Genomic DNA, 16,391 nt, shown 5'->3' with positions numbered 1-16,391 from the left:
TAAAAAACTAAAAAAAATGTCAAAGTTCTCATGTGCAAAATCATTTTGTTCTATGCGTGATTAACATCCTTTATTACATTGATCCAATTAAATTTTTGCTCGATAATTCTTGTTTTTTCTTCTTGTATGAATTTTAAATAGGCAGCAGCGACCGGTGAAAACTTCTTGCCTTTTAACCATATTAAATTCCAGTTGGATTGAATTGGCAAACCTTTTACAGGGATTATTTGTAAATCACGATTGTTGAGTTCATTTTTGATTCCAATTAAAGGCATAATAGAACATCCAAGTCCGGCCAATACAGCTTGTTTTATAGCTTCGTTACTAGTGAGAACCATTTTTTTTGGAACCGTCAACTGATTATTTTCAATAAATTTTTCCATTACGAATCTTGTCCCTGATCCTTCTTCCCGGTAGATTATTGATAGGGTTTCGATAATACTTTTATCTTGGATTCCTGTTGCTATTTTTTGATCACTATTGGCAATAAGGTACAGCGAATTAGGCATTAATTCCACTTTTTCAATTTGCAGCGAATCAGGTAATACTGACACTAAAGAGAAATCTACTTCATTTCTTTCTAAATTTTTCAGTACTTTAATTTTATTGGTTACATCCAAACTTAATTCTACACCTTGATTCATTTTTAGAAAATCAGATAAAAAATAGGGTATAACATACTTGCCTGTGGATACGACGGAAATTTTCAATTTTCCGGTAAGTTGCCCCTTAAATGCCATTGTTTTATAATTGATGGCATGAACTTCATTAAGAATCTTTTCAGCTGCCATGGCAATTTCTTTTCCAAAATCGGTCACATAAAGCTTTCTTCCGATTACTTCCGTTAATGGAACGTCAAATTGATCTTGAAGATTTCTTAATTGAATGGAAACTGCGGGTTGCGTAAGATGAAGTTCTGCCGCAGCCTTAGTAATGCTCTCGTTTTGTGCTATTTTTAAGAATACCTGTAATTGATGGAGTGTATAGTTCATAAATATTTTTTATGTATATCATTACAAATATAAATAAAAATTTATGAATAGCCCCATATACCTTTGTCAAAAAATAAACCATAAACAGATGCAAAGAATAACAATCGCAAAAAGAGACGTAATAGGTCCTGAAATCATGGATGCTACTCTGAAAATTATCAAAGCAGCGGGTGCCAATCGGATTTAGTGAAAAAGTTTATTTAAAAAAGTCTTCTGAATTGATTCAGAGAAGAATTTAATAAGATCGGTTATTCCGAATATGCTTAAATAAAATAACAAAAACTAATCCCTATGAAAAATAAAAAAATAAAAATTAGTTTACTCCTTGCGGTGATTTGGCTAATTGTTGGAATACTATTGACAATCCTAGAACCTAACAACTTGTTTTTTACACTGTTTTTAGGTTTAGGAATATTTTTCACGACCTATACATTACAAAAAAATAAAATTTTATTATAAAGCGCTATGAAAAAAGAATATCAATTTAAGTTGGTTGAAGGGGAGTTTTCACCATCAGAAGCAGGAAAAGTACTGTTTTCTTTGATAAACAGTAAGATTAACTATCATAATTTAGAAATATTTAGCAATCAGATTCGGTTCAATAAAGAGAATCCGCATTCAAAAATAAGGCAAGAGACACTTTTAGATGCATCAGCGTACATTAAGGAGCTTATAAAGGAAGCGGCAGTAAATGATATGGATTTGCAAATTGAAGGTGTTATTCAAGTAGTGCTTAAAGCAAAAAATAAGGATTAAGCAATGTTTGAAGGCAGACGATTATTGATTGCAACGAAGCATAAAAAAGAACAAGTGATCGTTCCGATTCTGGAAGAAGGACTAAGTGTACAGTGCTTTGTTCCTGAAAATTATGACTCGGATATTTTTGGAACTTTTTCCGGAGAAATAGATCGGAAAGATACAGCATTGGAAACCGTAAGAGCAAAGTGTCTTGAGGCTATGGAACAATTTGATTGTGATCTGGGCATTGCCAGTGAAGGTTCTTTTGGTTCGCATCCTTCTATTTTTTTTGCACAAGCAGATGACGAATTTTTAATTTTTATCGATAAAAAAAATGATTTGGAAATAGTTGTCCGCGAACTGAGTCTGAATACTAATTTTTACGGAGAAAACATCCTCAATACAGAAATGCTCTTGGATTTTGCAAATAAAGTACAATTCCCGTCTCATGCCATACTATTGAGAACCAAGCCAGATGACATCACAGGACTAGTTAAAGGAATTACGACAAACAGTCATTTGGAGGATTCGTTCCAGCTTTTGATGTCTGCTCATGGAAGTGTCTATGCAGAAACGGATATGCGTGCGATGTATAATCCCACACGAATGGGTGTAATCAAAATTGCTGCACAAAAATTAGTAGACGTGATAAAAAGCGAATGCCCAAGTTGTAAAACACCTGGTTTTTGTGTGACTGATGCGAAACAGGGCTTGCCTTGTTCTTGGTGTTCAGCACCCACTCGTTCCACATTGAGTTTTATTTATAGCTGCAAGAAGTGTTCTTTTAGCTCCGAAAAAATGTATCCCCATCAAAAAACAACCGAAGAACCAGGATTTTGCGATTCCTGTAACCCTTAATATATGAGTACAATTAGTAATTCGATTCAAAAGGCCGTAGCGCTGTTAGATCAAGATCAAATCATTGGTATTCCTACTGAAACGGTTTATGGATTAGCAGGGAATATCTATAGTCCAAAAGCCATCGAGAGTATTTTTACGATGAAACAAAGACCATTTTTTAATCCTTTGATTGTTCATATAAAATCCGCAGCTGCGCTTTCTGAAATAGCGAGAGACATTCCTGAAAAAGCTGCCTTGTTAGCGAAAGCTTTCTGGCCAGGACCTTTAACTTTAGTTTTAAAAAAGCAAATTGCCATTCCGGATTTAGTTACTGGTGGTAAAGATACAGTGGCGGTGAGAGTTCCAAATCATCCAGTAATCTTAGCCCTGCTGAATCAGTTAGCCTATCCTTTAGCGGCTCCAAGTGCCAATCCTTTTGGCTCTATCAGTCCCACTACGGCAACACATGTCGCGGACTATTTTGAAGAGGTATTGCCGATGGTTTTAGATGGGGGAGCTTGTCAAAGAGGAATAGAGTCAACTATCATAGGATTTGAAAATGGGGAGCCTATTTTGTACCGCCTGGGTTCTTTGGCTGTAGAGGATATTGAAGCAGTTGTTGGGCCAGTGAAAATGATTACCCATGATGATATCGCTCCAGTGGCACCAGGTATGCTTTCTAAGCATTATGCACCCTTAACGACGACTTTTTTAACAGCCGATGTCAAGAAGAAGCTGATACCGTTTTCAGATCAAAAAATTGGAGTTGTCGTATTCCAAAACAAGGTAAATGATCCCAAAATTGTACAACAAGAAGTTTTATCCCCGACAGGAAATTTAGCAGAAGCAGCTTCACAACTGTATGCTGCCTTGCATCGATTGGATCATTGCAATCTCGATTGCATTATTGCCGAACGATTTCCAGATTTTGGCTTGGGTAAAACAATAAATGACCGATTAAAAAGAGCCACTCAAAAATAAAATATGGATGTCATAATAAGAAATGCAAAAGTTGTAAACGAGGGACAGATACTTAAATTAGATGTACTCATATCTCATGAAAGGATTCAAAGAATAGCACCTCCTGGGGTGTTAGACCCCCAAAAAAAATACACGGAGATTGACGCAACCGGACTTTACCTATTGCCTGGCGTGATTGATGACCAAGTTCATTTTAGAGATCCTGGATTAACCCATAAAGGTTCTCTTCTCACGGAATCTGTAGCAGCTGTGGCTGGTGGTATCACCTCCTTTATGGATATGCCAAACACGATTCCAAATACGCTTACTCAGGAATTATTAGAAGAAAAGTACCGGATGGCAGCTGAGAAATCAGTAGCTAATTATTCTTTTTTCATGGGGATTTCTAAAAATAATTTAGAGGAAGCTTTAAAAACAGATACTGAAAATGTATGTGGGATCACGGATGATGGTCTTTACTTTAATAATGATGACGGTATTTTAGCTAATTATCCAGACTTTTTAGAACAGCTTTTTTCAAGAACGGATACGCTTGTCGCCTTGCATAGCGAAGATGACGCAATTATAAAAGCGAATACACAGAAGTTTCAACTTCAATATGGGGATGATATTCCTTTTTTTTATCATTCGCTAATCCGGGATACGCAAGCTTGCTTAAGTGCTACTGAACGGGTATTGAAAATTGCTGAAAAATACAATACACGCTTACATTTATTTCATATCTCAACTTTGGCAGAAGCCAAATTATTCGATAATCATACATCGATAAGAGAAAAAAGAATCACGGCGGAAGCCTGTGTGCATCATCTTTGGTTCTCTGATGCCGATTATGAAAGATTGGGTTCCAAGATTAAATGGAATCCTTCTATAAAAACAGAGCAGGATCGAAAAGGTTTAATGCAATTACTACTAAATAATTCCATTGATATTATTGCTACGGATCATGCTCCACATACTATTGCGGAAAAAGCAGGTAATTATTTTCAGGCACATTCCGGCGGACCTTTGGTACAACACGCCCTTTTAGCAATCTTAGAATTATTTCATCGGGGAGAGATTCCTTTGGAGAAAGTAGTGGAGAAAATGAGCCATAATGTAGCGGAAATATATCGAATCAAAGAACGGGGCTATATTCGGGAGGGCTATTTTGCAGATTTGGTATTAGTCGATTTAAATAATGAACAGGAAATAACGACTAATTCTCTGTTGTATAAATGCGAGTGGTCTCCTTTTTTAGGGCAAGTTTTTAAAAGCAGCATCAATGCTACTTTTGTAAATGGAAATTTAGTGTACGAGAAAGGAAGTGTTATGACCGATATAAAAGGCAAAAGATTGCGGTTTGAAAAAATCAGATAATTTAAAAAAAAATAAAATTAAATATAATCAAATATGAATTTCAGTTTATTGTTCGAGAATTTAACCAATCCAGCCTTATTATTTTTTGTTTTGGGAATTGTAGCCGTCTATGTAAAAAGTGACTTAGAAATTCCGGAAAACACTTCTAAATTTATATCGCTATACCTTCTTTTTTCAATTGGTTTCAAAGGCGGACAGGAGTTGGCTCACAGTCATTTTACCATTGATATAATTTGGTCGATACTCTTTGGGGTTTTGATTGCAGGATTAATTCCACTGTATACTTTTTTTATTTTGAAGAGGAAGTTTAGTATCGAGAATTCTGGGGCTATTGCTGCAGCTTATGGATCCGTGAGTGCGGTGACTTTTGTGACAGCCGTTTCTTTTTTAGAAATTCAAAACTATACTTTCAGTGGTCACATGGTTGCAGTAATGGCGCTTATGGAAGCTCCGGCGATTATTATAGGGGTAATCTTAATTCGTTTGTTTAGTAAAGAAGACGTTCAAAAAACCAAGATGAGTTCTATTATTAAACATTCGTTCACTAATGGAAGTGTGCTTTTGATTTTAGGAAGCTTGGTTATTGGGTTTTTAGCGAGCGAACAACAAGCCTTAGGAATTAAGCCTTTTACGACTGATATTTTCAAAGGGTTTTTAGCTTTGTTTTTATTGGATATGGGAATTGTAAGTGGCCGAAAATTAAATGATTTTTTCAAGAGTGGCTGGTTCAGCATTTTCTTTGCAGTTGTTTTTCCGCTGATCAACGGTTGTATCGTCGCTTTTTTGAGTCAATTTATTACAGATGATGTTGGGAACCGTTTTATTTTTGCAGTACTGGCGGCAAGCGCTTCTTACATTGCAGTTCCAGCAGCGATGAAAATAGCAGTGCCAAAAGCCAATCCAGGTATCTTTTTGCCCATGGCTTTAGCAGTAACGTTTCCTTTTAATATTACTTTTGGAATGCCCATTTATTTCTCAATTGTATTGTGTCACCTTTAAATAGTTGCTTTGTGGAATTAAGATTCCGACTAATTGCTTTTAATTAAAAAAGTATTTTAGACCATTGATATTGTTTTACAAAAAAACCAAACCTGCAAGTTTTACTTGTAGATTTGGTTTTTTGTTTAAAAAGCGATTGTTCTGAAAGCGACGATTTGCAAAGCATTCCCTTCCTATTAATCAATTACAATATATTTTATTATCCTCTTCTTGAATTGCAGATTTACTTTGTCTTGACAGTACGTATGCACGGATTGGAAATGCGCGGTATCGAGTATGGTATTGCTACTAAGAGTAAACTCTTACTCTCAGGTTAACTTAGTTTTTTAGATTTGTTGCTGACTTTTTTGGGCACAGTTTACAAAACTGCTTATCAGGATTTGTTGTTCAATTTGTCTGCTGTAATTATTCTGTTTGTGTTTGCATTAATGGTCAGTTTTACATTTTTTTCGTAGTTTATGATGTAAATATTTTTACCTATTTTTTGATACTCGGTTTCATCTGTTTCCTTAATAATTGCAAAAATCATTTCTTCAATTTTGTCTTTTGAAAGTTCTATGTTCAGTTTTTTATTAATTCTTTCATAAACAAGGTTGGTGTAGCAAATTTTGGATAAAATTTCTTCTTTAAAATTATTCATTCTTTCTTTTTACTTGTTTATCGTTAGAGCTTAAGAAATGTCAATTATCGAGATTGGTTTATTCTAATGAAACCGATAACTATATTTTTCAAAATGTTAAATCAGAACACTCTTACCTACGGACAATCGTTAGCGCAGTTTTGCATACCGCTGTTATCTGGCGTATTTATTCCGAAATTTTTTTCAAATTGATCTTTATTTCAGTTCCTGTAAATAGTTTATATTTTAATTTTACAAAACCGTATTTATCGTTAAAATAGGCTACAAGAGTACTTTTTCCAATTGTAGAATTAGCAGATGCTGAAATAACTTTACATTCTAATTCTCCAATATTTGTTGTTATTTTTTCTTCGCCAATAATTTTGTAATTATACTTTAATAGTAATCTACCAGTCCAAATCCCTGAATTTTTATTTGACCAATATTCTGCAATACTCATTTCATCATTCCATTCATAGCCAACTTTTTGGTTTAGTTTTATGTATGGAAATGGACAAGTTTCCAATACTTTCAAGAAACCTAATCTTGGTGGGTGGATCCATACATTATTGTCATTTTCGACAATTCCCGTACATGTAATAGATATTGGATTTGGCTCAAAATTATATTTAATTTCTGTTTGGTTTTTGTTTGTTCTTTGAAATATTTTTGGTTTTATTACTACTAGTTTTATTTCATTAATTCCATTTTTTTTACTTTTATTAATCGTTAAACTATCGTCAAAACCTTTATCAAGAAAATATTCGATATCATTTTTTTTAATTTCTATTGAATAAAAGAAAGATTTTCCAATTTTATAAATTAAATTGTTTTTATCGATTTTTCTCTTTTCAATTATTACTCCATCATATTGTTGCGAGAAACAAAAATTCGAAACAAAAAATGTAAAGATTATAAATATATTTTTTTTCATTACTTTTAATTTTTATTGTAAAATATGACAGATAACGTCCCCGAGGCTTTGCTGGGTTTGGGAATAAGTTAAGATTTTTCTTTCGGTTTATCACTTTTAATTCAGGTACAAGACCAACTTTATATTAAGCCGAATACCCAAATCCAGCAAAACCGCTGTTAGAGGCAGTTTTTATAGTTCATTTATAGCTTTAATAAGACTTATAACGCTAATTGTACTTATCACACAAACTTCCGCGAAATGTTTCTTAACATCTAATTTATGTGTTGTTTGATTCATTAAATCAATAGCTTTTTCCGTAAACTCAATTGAACTTTCAGCAAACTTTTTTAATTCCTTGTTCGAATCACCTTTTAGTGAAAATGATATGTAAGTATGGAATTGATTTTTAAACTTTCCATTACTTAAATCAACATTCGGCTTTTCAGATTTATGAATACTAGGATCAAATACTAATCTTGCAAGTTTATCCATTAAATTTCGAGAACTATTGCCTATATTTTGGTAATCTATTTCTTGATTACTAATTTTCATATCTTCAATTAATTTTTTTTGAAGCTGATTTATGTCTTCCCAAACTGTTATTATTGAAGATATCTCAGAGTTAAGAATTTCTAAACGATTATAATTTGGAAGAATAGTTACATTTTCTAAATAAATCTGCGAAATATTATTTATGAGAATTTCTAATTTTCTTTCTATATTCTGAATATCCTTATATCTTTTAGTGAATACAACTGGAGAAACGTTAATATCCAAACTATGTGCAATTGAAGAGTTTTTTTGACTCCAATGTTGACCAAAATCCAATTCGGAATTATCTAGTATTTCAACGATTTGAATTTCACCATTTTCTCGAGAAATTTCTTTCACTAAATAAATAATTTTTTCGAATTCTTCCATTTATATGTGATTTTGTTTTAAAATTGCCTCTAACGTTATGCCACTTTGAGATGGCTGGAAGTTCGTAACTGCTCAATTTTCGGCTTAACGAAAACTTGATGCGAAACGATAATTCCACTAAACTCCAGCTAGCTCAAAATGGCGGTTGGGTGAGGTTTTTTTATTTCTGTTTGCTTTAATCGGTTTCTATTATTCGGATTCATTTGGTCAGTTTCGTTTTTCAAACTTCAATATTAATTATTTTCAAAGATTTCAGACCAATTTTATTTAATTATTAAATCTAAATGACCTGGTGAACTTTCGGACGAAAAGAGTTTTTTCATTTGGTCATTTCGACATTTTAGAATTAAAGTGTCTCCTGAATAAATTTCCATTTCTTTGATGTCGTAAAAATCAGGTTCGACGTGCATACCTCCAGCAAAATCATATGATTCTGAAGACTTAATTTTAATTTCATAATCTTTTGGATTTTCCTCATCAAATAAAAAACCCTGTTCTAAATATTCTTTTCGTTTTTTGTCAACTGCTTCATTATCAATTTTTACTTTAACAATAATTTCATTTTTTGAATTATTTATAATAGAGGAAACAAATAATTTTTCGCAGGATATTAGAGAAAATAAAGAAAATATTAAAATAACTTTTTTGTAAACATTCATAGTTTTCTTTTTCCGTTTTTCACCGTTTCTGCTTTAAAATCTCACCCAACTTGTATATATGTATGATAGAATCATACAAAGCCACTCCCTTTTGGGTAGATATGTATGACAAATACCATACTTTATTTTAATTCAAATATATAAATAATTCTTTACAAATAGTTAAAAGGATTATTTGATAAGTGAACCGGTTTGAGGGATTTTGATGAATATTGTTTTGAAATCGAAAACATCCTAAATAGCCCCGATAGAAGTGAAAATCCTTTGCTGTGGCGGGAGCAAAAAGCAAAGATTGTAGCGCATAGCGGGACGAAAGTATTTCTGGAAAATAATCGTTCTGCTCCAAAAAAAAAAGCTGCCCATGATTGGACAGCTTTTAGTATGTTGGATATTCCGAAGCAAGTTCGGAATAAGCGATTCACATCATTTTACTTCATAAAATGGGTTTTCTGCTTATTTAATCATCTCAAAACTTCTTTTTACGAAAGCCGTTAATGCTTCTCCTTTTAATAGGTTTTGTGATAACTTCGCTAAGTCAAGTGCTTGTTTTACCAAACTTTCCTGAGTGTCTTTGTCTTTGTTGTTCAAGATGCTTGTTGCCAATTCAGAGTTAGTATTTACCACTAAATTATACATTTCCGGCATATTTCCCATTCCGAACATTCCACCACCGCCTGACTGGCTCATTTCTTTCATTCTTCGCATAAATTCAGGTTGCGTGATGATGAATGGCGAAGCATTACTGTCTAAAGCTTCCAGTTGAACCGAATAAGTTTGTTTAGGAACGATAGCTTCTAAAACCGTTTTCAAGTTGGTTTGTTCTTCCTCAGATAATTTAGAAATAGTCGTTTCCTCTTTCTTGATTAAATTATCAATATGATCAGAATCGACACGTACAAAAGTCATGTTGCTGTTATCGCCTTCAATTTTTTGGATTAAATGCGAGATAATTGGAGAATCCAGCAATAAAACTTCATATCCTTTATCTTTTGCAATTTCGATATAAGAGTGTTGCGCTTCTTTGTTTCCAGCGTACAAAACAACTAATTTTCCGTCTTTGTCCGTTTGATTAGCAGCAAGATTTTCTTTTAATTCTTCTAAAGTAAAATATTTACCATCGACTGTTGGGTACAAAACAAACGCGCCTGCTTTTTCGTAGAATTTATCTTCAGAAAGCATTCCGTACTCTAAAACGATTTTGATGTCGTTCCATTTTTGTTCAAAATCTTCACGGTTTTCAGTGAATAACGATTTTAATTTATCCGCAACTTTACGCGTGATGTAATTAGAAATTTTCTTCACAGCAGCATCAGCTTGTAATCCAGAACGAGACACGTTCAATGGAATATCCGGTGAATCCACAACACCTTTCAGCATCATTAAAAACTCAGGTACAATTCCTTCTACATTATCCGTTACGTACACTTGATTTTGGTACAATTGGATTTTGTCTTTCTGGATTTGTAAGTCAGAACCTAATTTTGGGAAATACAAAATACCGGTTAAGTTGAACGGATAATCTACATTTAAATGAATGTGGAATAACGGTTCTTCAAATTGCATTGGGTACAATTCATGGTAGAAATTCTTGTAATCTTCCGCAGATAATTCCGTTGGTTGTTTGGTCCAAGCCGGATTTGGGTTGTTGATGATGTTGTCTACTTCAACTTCTGTGAAAGTTTTGTCTTTATCTTCTTCAGCAACTTCTTCACCCTTTTTTTGCTCTATTTTTTCTGTTTTGGTTCCAAATTTAATTGGAATAGGCATGAACTTATTGTACTTGTTCAACAGTTCCTTGATTTTGTATTCTTCCAAGAATTCCAAAGAATCTTCGGCGATATGCAAAATGATTTCTGTTCCACGAGAAGTTTTGTCAGCTGGCTCTAATGTGAATTCCGGGCTTCCGTCGCAAGTCCAGTGTGCAGCAGGTTCATCTTTGAACGATTTAGTGATGATTTCCACTTTTTCGGCAACCATAAAAGCAGAATAAAAACCAAGACCAAAATGTCCAATAATTCCAGAATCTTTTGCAGAATCTTTGTATTTGTCCAAAAATTCCTCAGCTCCAGAAAATGCTACTTGGTTGATGTATTTTTCTACTTCATCAGCAGTCATCCCCAGACCTTGATCGATGATGTGTAGTTTTTTACCTTCCTTGTCGATTTTTACCTCGATAATCGGGTTTCCGTATTCTACTTTGGCTTCACCAATACTGGTTAAATGCTTTAATTTAAGTGTTGCATCTGTTCCGTTCGAAATCAATTCACGTAAGAAAATTTCGTGATCGCTGTATAAGAATTTCTTGATTAAGGGAAAGATGTTTTCTACCGAAACATTAATTTTACCTGTTGTCATATTATGAATTTTTTAGTTTATTTTGATGGTTATAATTCTTTCAAATGTAATACCAATTATAATGAAAGTGACAAATTGTCGCAAGCGTTAATTATGATATAAAATAATTTAATTCTGAAACAACTGTATTTAAATGCTTCGTATATTTGTGTAAGTATTAATTCATTAAATTTTAAGAAAATGAAAAAAGTTATTTTATTATGCACATTAGCGGTTTTGATGTTTGCATGTAAGTCAACGTCAGCGACAAGTACAAATACGGATAGAAAATCTCAGGTTGCCATGAAAGGAAATTGGGTAATAAGTTCAGTAACGTATCCAGGTTCACAATATGTAAAAGTAAATTCTTTTCAAATTGCAGATTCAGAATGTTTTGTAGGAAGTAATTGGAAATTTGTTTCTAATAATAATAAAGGAACTATGGCTTTGACAAAAGCAAATTGTACGGCATTCAGCTCACCAATTACATGGTTTATCAATAATGATGGGCAGTTTGTTCTTAAAGTTCTTAATGCTGGAGAAAAAGCTAGAAAAGTGAAAGAAGGTTATATTTTATACGTAGCCAATCAAACAGAATCTTCTTTTCAATTGATTGATAAAATTGATGTAGCAGGAAAAATGACTGATGTTGTGTATCAGTTTCAAAAAGTTAATTAATAAGTAAAAGATACAGATATGAAAAAGATTTCGATAGTTGCAATAGCAACAATAATGGTTATAGGTTCTATGTTCACAAGTTGTGAGGCAATAAAAAACACAAACAACACACAAAAAGGTGCTGGTATTGGTGCAGTTGCCGGAGCAGTTCTTGGTGGAGTTCTTGGAAACAACCTTGGTAAAGGTGGAAAAGGCGCCATGGGAGCGGTCCTAGGTGGAGTAGTTGGTGGAGTTGCCGGTGGAGTTATTGGTAACAAAATGGACAAACAAGCAAGAGAAATTGATGCTGTTCTTCCGGGAGCTGAAGTAGTTCGTGTAGGAGAAGGAATTAAATTAGTTTTGAATGAAAATGCAGTGCGTTTTGATACTAACAAATCTTCTTTGACTGCTGGTGCAAAAGCTAATTTAGATAAATTAGTTCCAGTTTTTGCAGAATATCCGGATACTGATATTACTATTTACGGGTACACAGATAGTACTGGTCCAGCGGATTATAACTTAAAACTTTCAGGAGAAAGAGCAGCCTCAGTTAGAAATTATTTAGCTAGCAAAGGCGTTTCTTCAAGTAGATTTCAAGTTACTGGTTTAGGAATTGCTGATCCAATTGCTTCTAATGAAACAGTTGATGGTAGAAGTCAAAACCGTCGTGTTGAATTTGCTATTACTGCAAATGAAAAAATGATTAAAGATGCAGAAGCTGAAGTGAAAAACTAAGCAAAAAATACTATAAAAACAAAGGCTGTTTCGTTAAGAAGCAGCCTTTTTTTGTATCTAAATTTGAATTAAACATTGTAAATTTGCACTCTTAAATACAGATGATGCTAGAGATAAAAGACATATCCTTTACTTACATTGATGAACCCGTCATTGAAAATGTTAGTTTCACAATTGCCAAAGGTCAAAACACTGCTATCATTGGCGAAAGCGGTTGCGGAAAAAGTACGTTACTTAAATTGATATACGGATTATATAACTTGGATAGCGGAGCGATAACCTATAATGAAAATCCTATTTTGGGCCCCAAATACAATTTGGTTCCAGGAGAAGATTACATTAAATATTTAGCGCAAGATTTCGATTTGATGCCGTACATAACTGTGGAAGAAAATGTAGGCAAGTTTTTGTCGAATATGTATCCTGAGGAGAAGAAAGCCCGAGTTCAGGAATTATTAGATATGGTCGAAATGACTGCTTTCGCAAAAGTAAAAGCGAAATTCTTGAGTGGCGGACAACAGCAACGAGTAGCTTTGGCAAGAGTTTTGGCTCTGGAGCCCGAAATTATTTTGCTCGATGAACCGTTTAGCCAAATTGATTCTTTCCGAAAGAATTCATTGCGCCGTAATTTGTTTCGATATTTAAAAGACAAAGGGGTTACTTGTATTATTGCCACACATGACAGTACCGATGCGTTGTCTTTTTCTGATGAAACCATTGTGGTTCAAAATGGAAAAGTAGTGGCTAAAGGTGATTCCAAATCCTTGTATGAAAACCCGGCGAATAAATACATTGCTTCTCTTTTTGGGGAAGTAAATGAATTGAAATTATCTCAATTAATAGCACTTGAAGACGATGAAGATGCATTACTTTTATTATATCCGCATCAATTGAAAGTGGTAGACAATGCCCTGATGAAAGCAGTTGTGAAACAGTGCTATTTTAAAGGAAGTCATTATTTAGTCAAAGCAGCTTTTGAAAGAAGAGCGATTTTCTTTGAACATGACTCGGAATTAGAGCTCAATCAGGAAGTGTTCTTGATGTTATCGTAAAAATAGAAAACCCCGAAATCAATATGATTTCGGGGTTTTACTTTTAGGTCAAGTTGGAATTAATTTTTCAAATATTTTTCTAAGAATTGATCTTGTTCCCAAAGCAAATGCAAAATATTCTCTTTTGCTACATAACCATGTGCTTCTTTTGGAAGAATCACCATTCTTGCAGGAGCGCCTAGACCTTTCAAAGCTTGAAAATAGCGTTCAGTTTGCAAAGTAAATGTTCCCGGGTTATTATCGGCTTCACCATGTACTAAAAGCATTGGCGTTTTCATTTTGTCCGCATTCATGAATGGGGACATTGTATTATACACTTCAGGAGTTTCCCAGTAATTGCGTTGCTCACTTTGGAAGCCAAAAGGAGTCAACGTTCTGTTGTACGCACCACTTCGGGCGATTCCGCAAGCAAAAAGGTTAGAATGTGTCAACAAATTAGCAGTCATAAAAGCACCATACGAGTGACCACCAACGGCTACTTTTTTTCTGTTGATGTATCCTAGAGCATCCACAGCATTAATCGCTGCTTCTGCATTGTCAACTAATTGCGTTATAAAATTATCATTTGGTTCCGTTGTTCCTTCGCCAATGATAGGAAAAGCAGCGTCATCAAGAACGACATAGCCTTTGGTTACCCAATATACGAACGAGCCATAACTAGGAAACGTGAATTCATTCGGATTTTGTGTACTTTGTCCCGCTGAATTTTTGTCTTTGTATTCAGCTGGATAGGCCCAAATCAATAATGGCATTTTCTCTTTTTTAACCTTGTCATAACCAACAGGTAAATACAAGGTTCCAGATAATTCAACACCATCTTTACGTTTGTATTTAATCACTTCCTTACTCACGTTTTTGATACTTTCAAAAGGATTTTTGAATGCGGTAATTGGCGTTAGTTTATTTTTTTGTTTGATGTTTCGAAGGTAATAATTCGGATATTCATTTTTAGACTGGATTTGTACTAAAACAGTTCCTTTCTTGAAATCTTCAATCTCCAAAATATCTTCTTTTTTATCTGTGTAAGCTGAGGTGTACAAACGTTTAGCTTGTAATGTTTTCAAATTAAATTCACTGATAAATGGAAATTGACCGTTTTTAGTAAAACCATCGCCAAGTAGATACGCATTGTCATTTTCGATAGCCAAAACATACCTGTTGTATTGGTTTTTTCTGGTTTCAAAATTTCCCGGATCAGAATATACATCTTGTGAATTTCTATCGAAAATTACTTTTGGAGCCTGACTTGGATTCGAAGGATTGATAATATATGTTTTGGTATTTCGTGTGTCGTACCATTCGTCAGAAATTATAGCAACATTGTCATTCCCCCAAATCATGCGATCGTAACGTTGAGGTGTTTTTACCAATGAAGTAGCTGCTGCATTAAATGGTGTGTTCCAAAGAAAAACTTCATCTCTGAATTCTACTTTGTTTGCAGGGTCTCCGCCGTCTAAAGCTTCAGCATACGCTAATGTTGCAGGTTTATCTGCTCTCCAGCTCATGTTTCTTTTTCCTTTTCGAACGGCCATAAAACCTTTAGGGATAATTTCAGTAAGCGGCACTTCATTTACCACTTTTACTTCGTTTCCGGCTTTGTCATAAACTACAGATTTTGATGGGAAACGACTCAATGGAACAATATATGAAAATGGTTTTTGGATGGTAGTCAGCATCAAATAATTTCCATCAGGAGAGAAGCTTTCTCCAGCATACATGTCAGCTTTTTTGAACAAAGTAGCCGTTCCGTTCAAGTTTACTTTGTACAATTCAGAAGTCATGATGTTCTCAAAATTGATTTCATCATTTTTGTTTTTCAACATGTCTGGATAAGTTCTGTTTTGAGATTTTACACCATCGGCATTCGAAATTATAGGACCGGTTGGCAAATCTTTTTTGGCATCCAAAAGCGCTGCTCTATTTTTTGGTAACATTTTTACCAAAATGGTTTCGTTGTCGTTCATCCAGCTGAACGGACTTCCAATATTCGCATTTACCGTGGCCTCTGTTAATTTTGTGGCTTTCGCCGAAGCAACATCGATAACCCAAAGTTCAACACCAGAAGCTGTGGTGTGGGAAAATGAGATTTTTTTATCATTTGGTGACCAAGCGATAGTACTGATGCGAGGATTTGTAGGCAAACCTGCAACCTGCACTTCATTCTTATCGTTTATTTTACGTAATTTCAAGTTGTTCACGTACGTAACTGTACTTGAAATATTTGTAATTGGATTAATTCGCAATCCGCCCAAACGCAATTCATCTTGGTTTAAATCGTCCAATGATTTATAGGTGTTTCTATATGTCAACAGCATGTATTCTTTTTTAGTATCCATCGATACCGAAGGCGCTCTTTCATAATCAGCCAATTCCAAAATGGATTGAGATGGTTTTTGATAGGTTAAGTTCTCTTGTGCATAAGTGGTTAAGCTTAGTCCAAGAAATAGAAAAAATGGAATTTTTAACTTCATAATTTGAATGATTTTAAATTAGCGTTAGCAGTGTCAATGATTGGTCTAAAATAATTCAATGTTGTTACATTTGGAAACAATAAACTCTTTTTAACTTTTGCATTGGTTTCAGTTTGCTTTC

15 protein-coding genes are annotated in these 16,391 nt (G+C 34.1%); 8 read left to right on the top strand and 7 right to left on the bottom strand.

What is annotated here, in order from left to right:
- Window positions 1-50: 50 nt before the first annotated feature.
- On the bottom strand, window positions 51-992 hold the full coding sequence (locus DR871_RS11690; protein WP_113666449.1) for a LysR family transcriptional regulator: 942 nt from the start codon (window positions 990-992) through the stop codon (window positions 51-53).
- A 465-nt stretch (window positions 993-1,457) separates the two neighbouring features.
- Here DR871_RS11690 and DR871_RS11685 point away from each other — a divergent pair, with 465 nt between their 5' ends.
- From DR871_RS11685 to DR871_RS11665, 5 genes are read left to right on the top strand one after another with little or no spacing between them, the layout of a single operon-like run.
- A complete protein-coding gene (locus DR871_RS11685; RefSeq protein WP_113666448.1) occupies window positions 1,458-1,748 on the top strand; it encodes a hypothetical protein in 291 nt (96 codons plus the stop codon).
- 3 nt (window positions 1,749-1,751) lie between these two features.
- A complete protein-coding gene (locus tag DR871_RS11680; protein WP_113666447.1) occupies window positions 1,752-2,588 on the top strand; it encodes a DUF6671 family protein in 837 nt (278 codons plus the stop codon).
- Between the two features lie 3 nt (window positions 2,589-2,591).
- A complete protein-coding gene (locus tag DR871_RS11675; RefSeq protein ID WP_113666446.1) occupies window positions 2,592-3,551 on the top strand; it encodes an L-threonylcarbamoyladenylate synthase in 960 nt (319 codons plus the stop codon).
- A 3-nt stretch (window positions 3,552-3,554) separates the two neighbouring features.
- Window positions 3,555-4,907, top strand: coding sequence for a dihydroorotase (locus DR871_RS11670; RefSeq protein ID WP_113666445.1), 1,353 nt, complete (start codon window positions 3,555-3,557; stop codon window positions 4,905-4,907).
- A 33-nt stretch (window positions 4,908-4,940) separates the two neighbouring features.
- Complete coding sequence (locus tag DR871_RS11665; RefSeq protein WP_113666444.1) at window positions 4,941-5,906, top strand: sodium-dependent bicarbonate transport family permease; 966 nt, start codon at window positions 4,941-4,943, stop codon at window positions 5,904-5,906.
- A 373-nt stretch (window positions 5,907-6,279) separates the two neighbouring features.
- Here DR871_RS11665 and DR871_RS11660 read toward each other — a convergent pair whose 3' ends face one another.
- From DR871_RS11660 to htpG, 5 genes are all read right to left on the bottom strand, one after another.
- Window positions 6,280-6,546: a DUF3781 domain-containing protein gene (locus tag DR871_RS11660; RefSeq protein ID WP_113666443.1), complete on the bottom strand. Its 267-nt coding sequence runs from the start codon at window positions 6,544-6,546 to the stop codon at window positions 6,280-6,282.
- Window positions 6,547-6,712: 166 nt separating this feature from the next.
- Window positions 6,713-7,459, bottom strand: a complete 747-nt coding sequence (locus DR871_RS11655) for a hypothetical protein (RefSeq protein WP_113666442.1) — start codon at window positions 7,457-7,459, stop codon at window positions 6,713-6,715.
- A 171-nt stretch (window positions 7,460-7,630) separates the two neighbouring features.
- A complete protein-coding gene (locus tag DR871_RS11650) occupies window positions 7,631-8,362 on the bottom strand; it encodes a hypothetical protein (RefSeq protein ID WP_113666441.1) in 732 nt (243 codons plus the stop codon).
- A 263-nt stretch (window positions 8,363-8,625) separates the two neighbouring features.
- Window positions 8,626-9,021, bottom strand: a complete 396-nt coding sequence (locus DR871_RS11645) for a hypothetical protein (protein ID WP_113666440.1) — start codon at window positions 9,019-9,021, stop codon at window positions 8,626-8,628.
- Between the two features lie 453 nt (window positions 9,022-9,474).
- The gene (gene htpG, locus DR871_RS11640; RefSeq protein ID WP_113666439.1) at window positions 9,475-11,376 is read right to left on the bottom strand and encodes a molecular chaperone HtpG; all 1,902 of its coding nucleotides are present in this window, start codon (window positions 11,374-11,376) and stop codon (window positions 9,475-9,477) included.
- A 180-nt stretch (window positions 11,377-11,556) separates the two neighbouring features.
- Here htpG and DR871_RS11635 point away from each other — a divergent pair, with 180 nt between their 5' ends.
- The 3 genes from DR871_RS11635 to DR871_RS11625 all read left to right on the top strand — a co-directional run bounded on the left by DR871_RS11635 (window position 11,557) and on the right by DR871_RS11625 (window position 13,799).
- Window positions 11,557-12,033, top strand: coding sequence for a lipocalin family protein (locus DR871_RS11635; RefSeq protein WP_113666438.1), 477 nt, complete (start codon window positions 11,557-11,559; stop codon window positions 12,031-12,033).
- 18 nt (window positions 12,034-12,051) lie between these two features.
- Window positions 12,052-12,747 (top strand): OmpA family protein, encoded by a 696-nt coding sequence (locus tag DR871_RS11630; protein ID WP_113666437.1) that lies wholly within the window; start codon window positions 12,052-12,054, stop codon window positions 12,745-12,747.
- A 104-nt stretch (window positions 12,748-12,851) separates the two neighbouring features.
- Window positions 12,852-13,799 carry an ABC transporter ATP-binding protein gene (locus DR871_RS11625; RefSeq protein WP_113666436.1) on the top strand — a complete coding sequence of 316 codons (948 nt, stop codon included), beginning with the start codon at window positions 12,852-12,854 and terminating at the stop codon, window positions 13,797-13,799.
- Between the two features lie 59 nt (window positions 13,800-13,858).
- On the opposite strand, the gene DR871_RS11620 is transcribed toward DR871_RS11625, so the two are convergent.
- Window positions 13,859-16,270: a S9 family peptidase gene (locus tag DR871_RS11620; protein ID WP_113666435.1), complete on the bottom strand. Its 2,412-nt coding sequence runs from the start codon at window positions 16,268-16,270 to the stop codon at window positions 13,859-13,861.
- Window positions 16,271-16,391: the final 121 nt, after the last annotated feature.

This window comes from Flavobacterium petrolei (assembly GCF_003314435.2).
GTDB classification, from domain to species: Bacteria; Bacteroidota; Bacteroidia; order Flavobacteriales; family Flavobacteriaceae; genus Flavobacterium; species Flavobacterium petrolei.
The sequence above is the reverse complement of the archived record's forward strand: the minus strand, read 5'-3'. Positions and strand labels throughout refer to the sequence as shown.

Bases quoted from the DNA above. Each gene is read 5' to 3' on its own strand.
- DR871_RS11690 (WP_113666449.1), bottom strand. From the start codon at position 992: ATGAACTATACACTCCATCAATTACAGGTATTCTTAAAAATAGCACAA.
- DR871_RS11685 (WP_113666448.1), top strand. From the start codon at position 1,458: ATGAAAAAAGAATATCAATTTAAGTTGGTTGAAGGGGAGTTTTCACCA.
- DR871_RS11680 (WP_113666447.1), top strand. From the start codon at position 1,752: ATGTTTGAAGGCAGACGATTATTGATTGCAACGAAGCATAAAAAAGAA.
- DR871_RS11675 (WP_113666446.1), top strand. From the start codon at position 2,592: ATGAGTACAATTAGTAATTCGATTCAAAAGGCCGTAGCGCTGTTAGAT.
- DR871_RS11670 (WP_113666445.1), top strand. From the start codon at position 3,555: ATGGATGTCATAATAAGAAATGCAAAAGTTGTAAACGAGGGACAGATA.
- DR871_RS11665 (WP_113666444.1), top strand. From the start codon at position 4,941: ATGAATTTCAGTTTATTGTTCGAGAATTTAACCAATCCAGCCTTATTA.
- DR871_RS11660 (WP_113666443.1), bottom strand. From the start codon at position 6,546: ATGAATAATTTTAAAGAAGAAATTTTATCCAAAATTTGCTACACCAAC.
- DR871_RS11655 (WP_113666442.1), bottom strand. From the start codon at position 7,459: ATGAAAAAAAATATATTTATAATCTTTACATTTTTTGTTTCGAATTTT.
- DR871_RS11650 (WP_113666441.1), bottom strand. From the start codon at position 8,362: ATGGAAGAATTCGAAAAAATTATTTATTTAGTGAAAGAAATTTCTCGA.
- DR871_RS11645 (WP_113666440.1), bottom strand. From the start codon at position 9,021: ATGAATGTTTACAAAAAAGTTATTTTAATATTTTCTTTATTTTCTCTA.
- htpG (WP_113666439.1), bottom strand. From the start codon at position 11,376: ATGACAACAGGTAAAATTAATGTTTCGGTAGAAAACATCTTTCCCTTA.
- DR871_RS11635 (WP_113666438.1), top strand. From the start codon at position 11,557: ATGAAAAAAGTTATTTTATTATGCACATTAGCGGTTTTGATGTTTGCA.
- DR871_RS11630 (WP_113666437.1), top strand. From the start codon at position 12,052: ATGAAAAAGATTTCGATAGTTGCAATAGCAACAATAATGGTTATAGGT.
- DR871_RS11625 (WP_113666436.1), top strand. From the start codon at position 12,852: ATGCTAGAGATAAAAGACATATCCTTTACTTACATTGATGAACCCGTC.
- DR871_RS11620 (WP_113666435.1), bottom strand. From the start codon at position 16,270: ATGAAGTTAAAAATTCCATTTTTTCTATTTCTTGGACTAAGCTTAACC.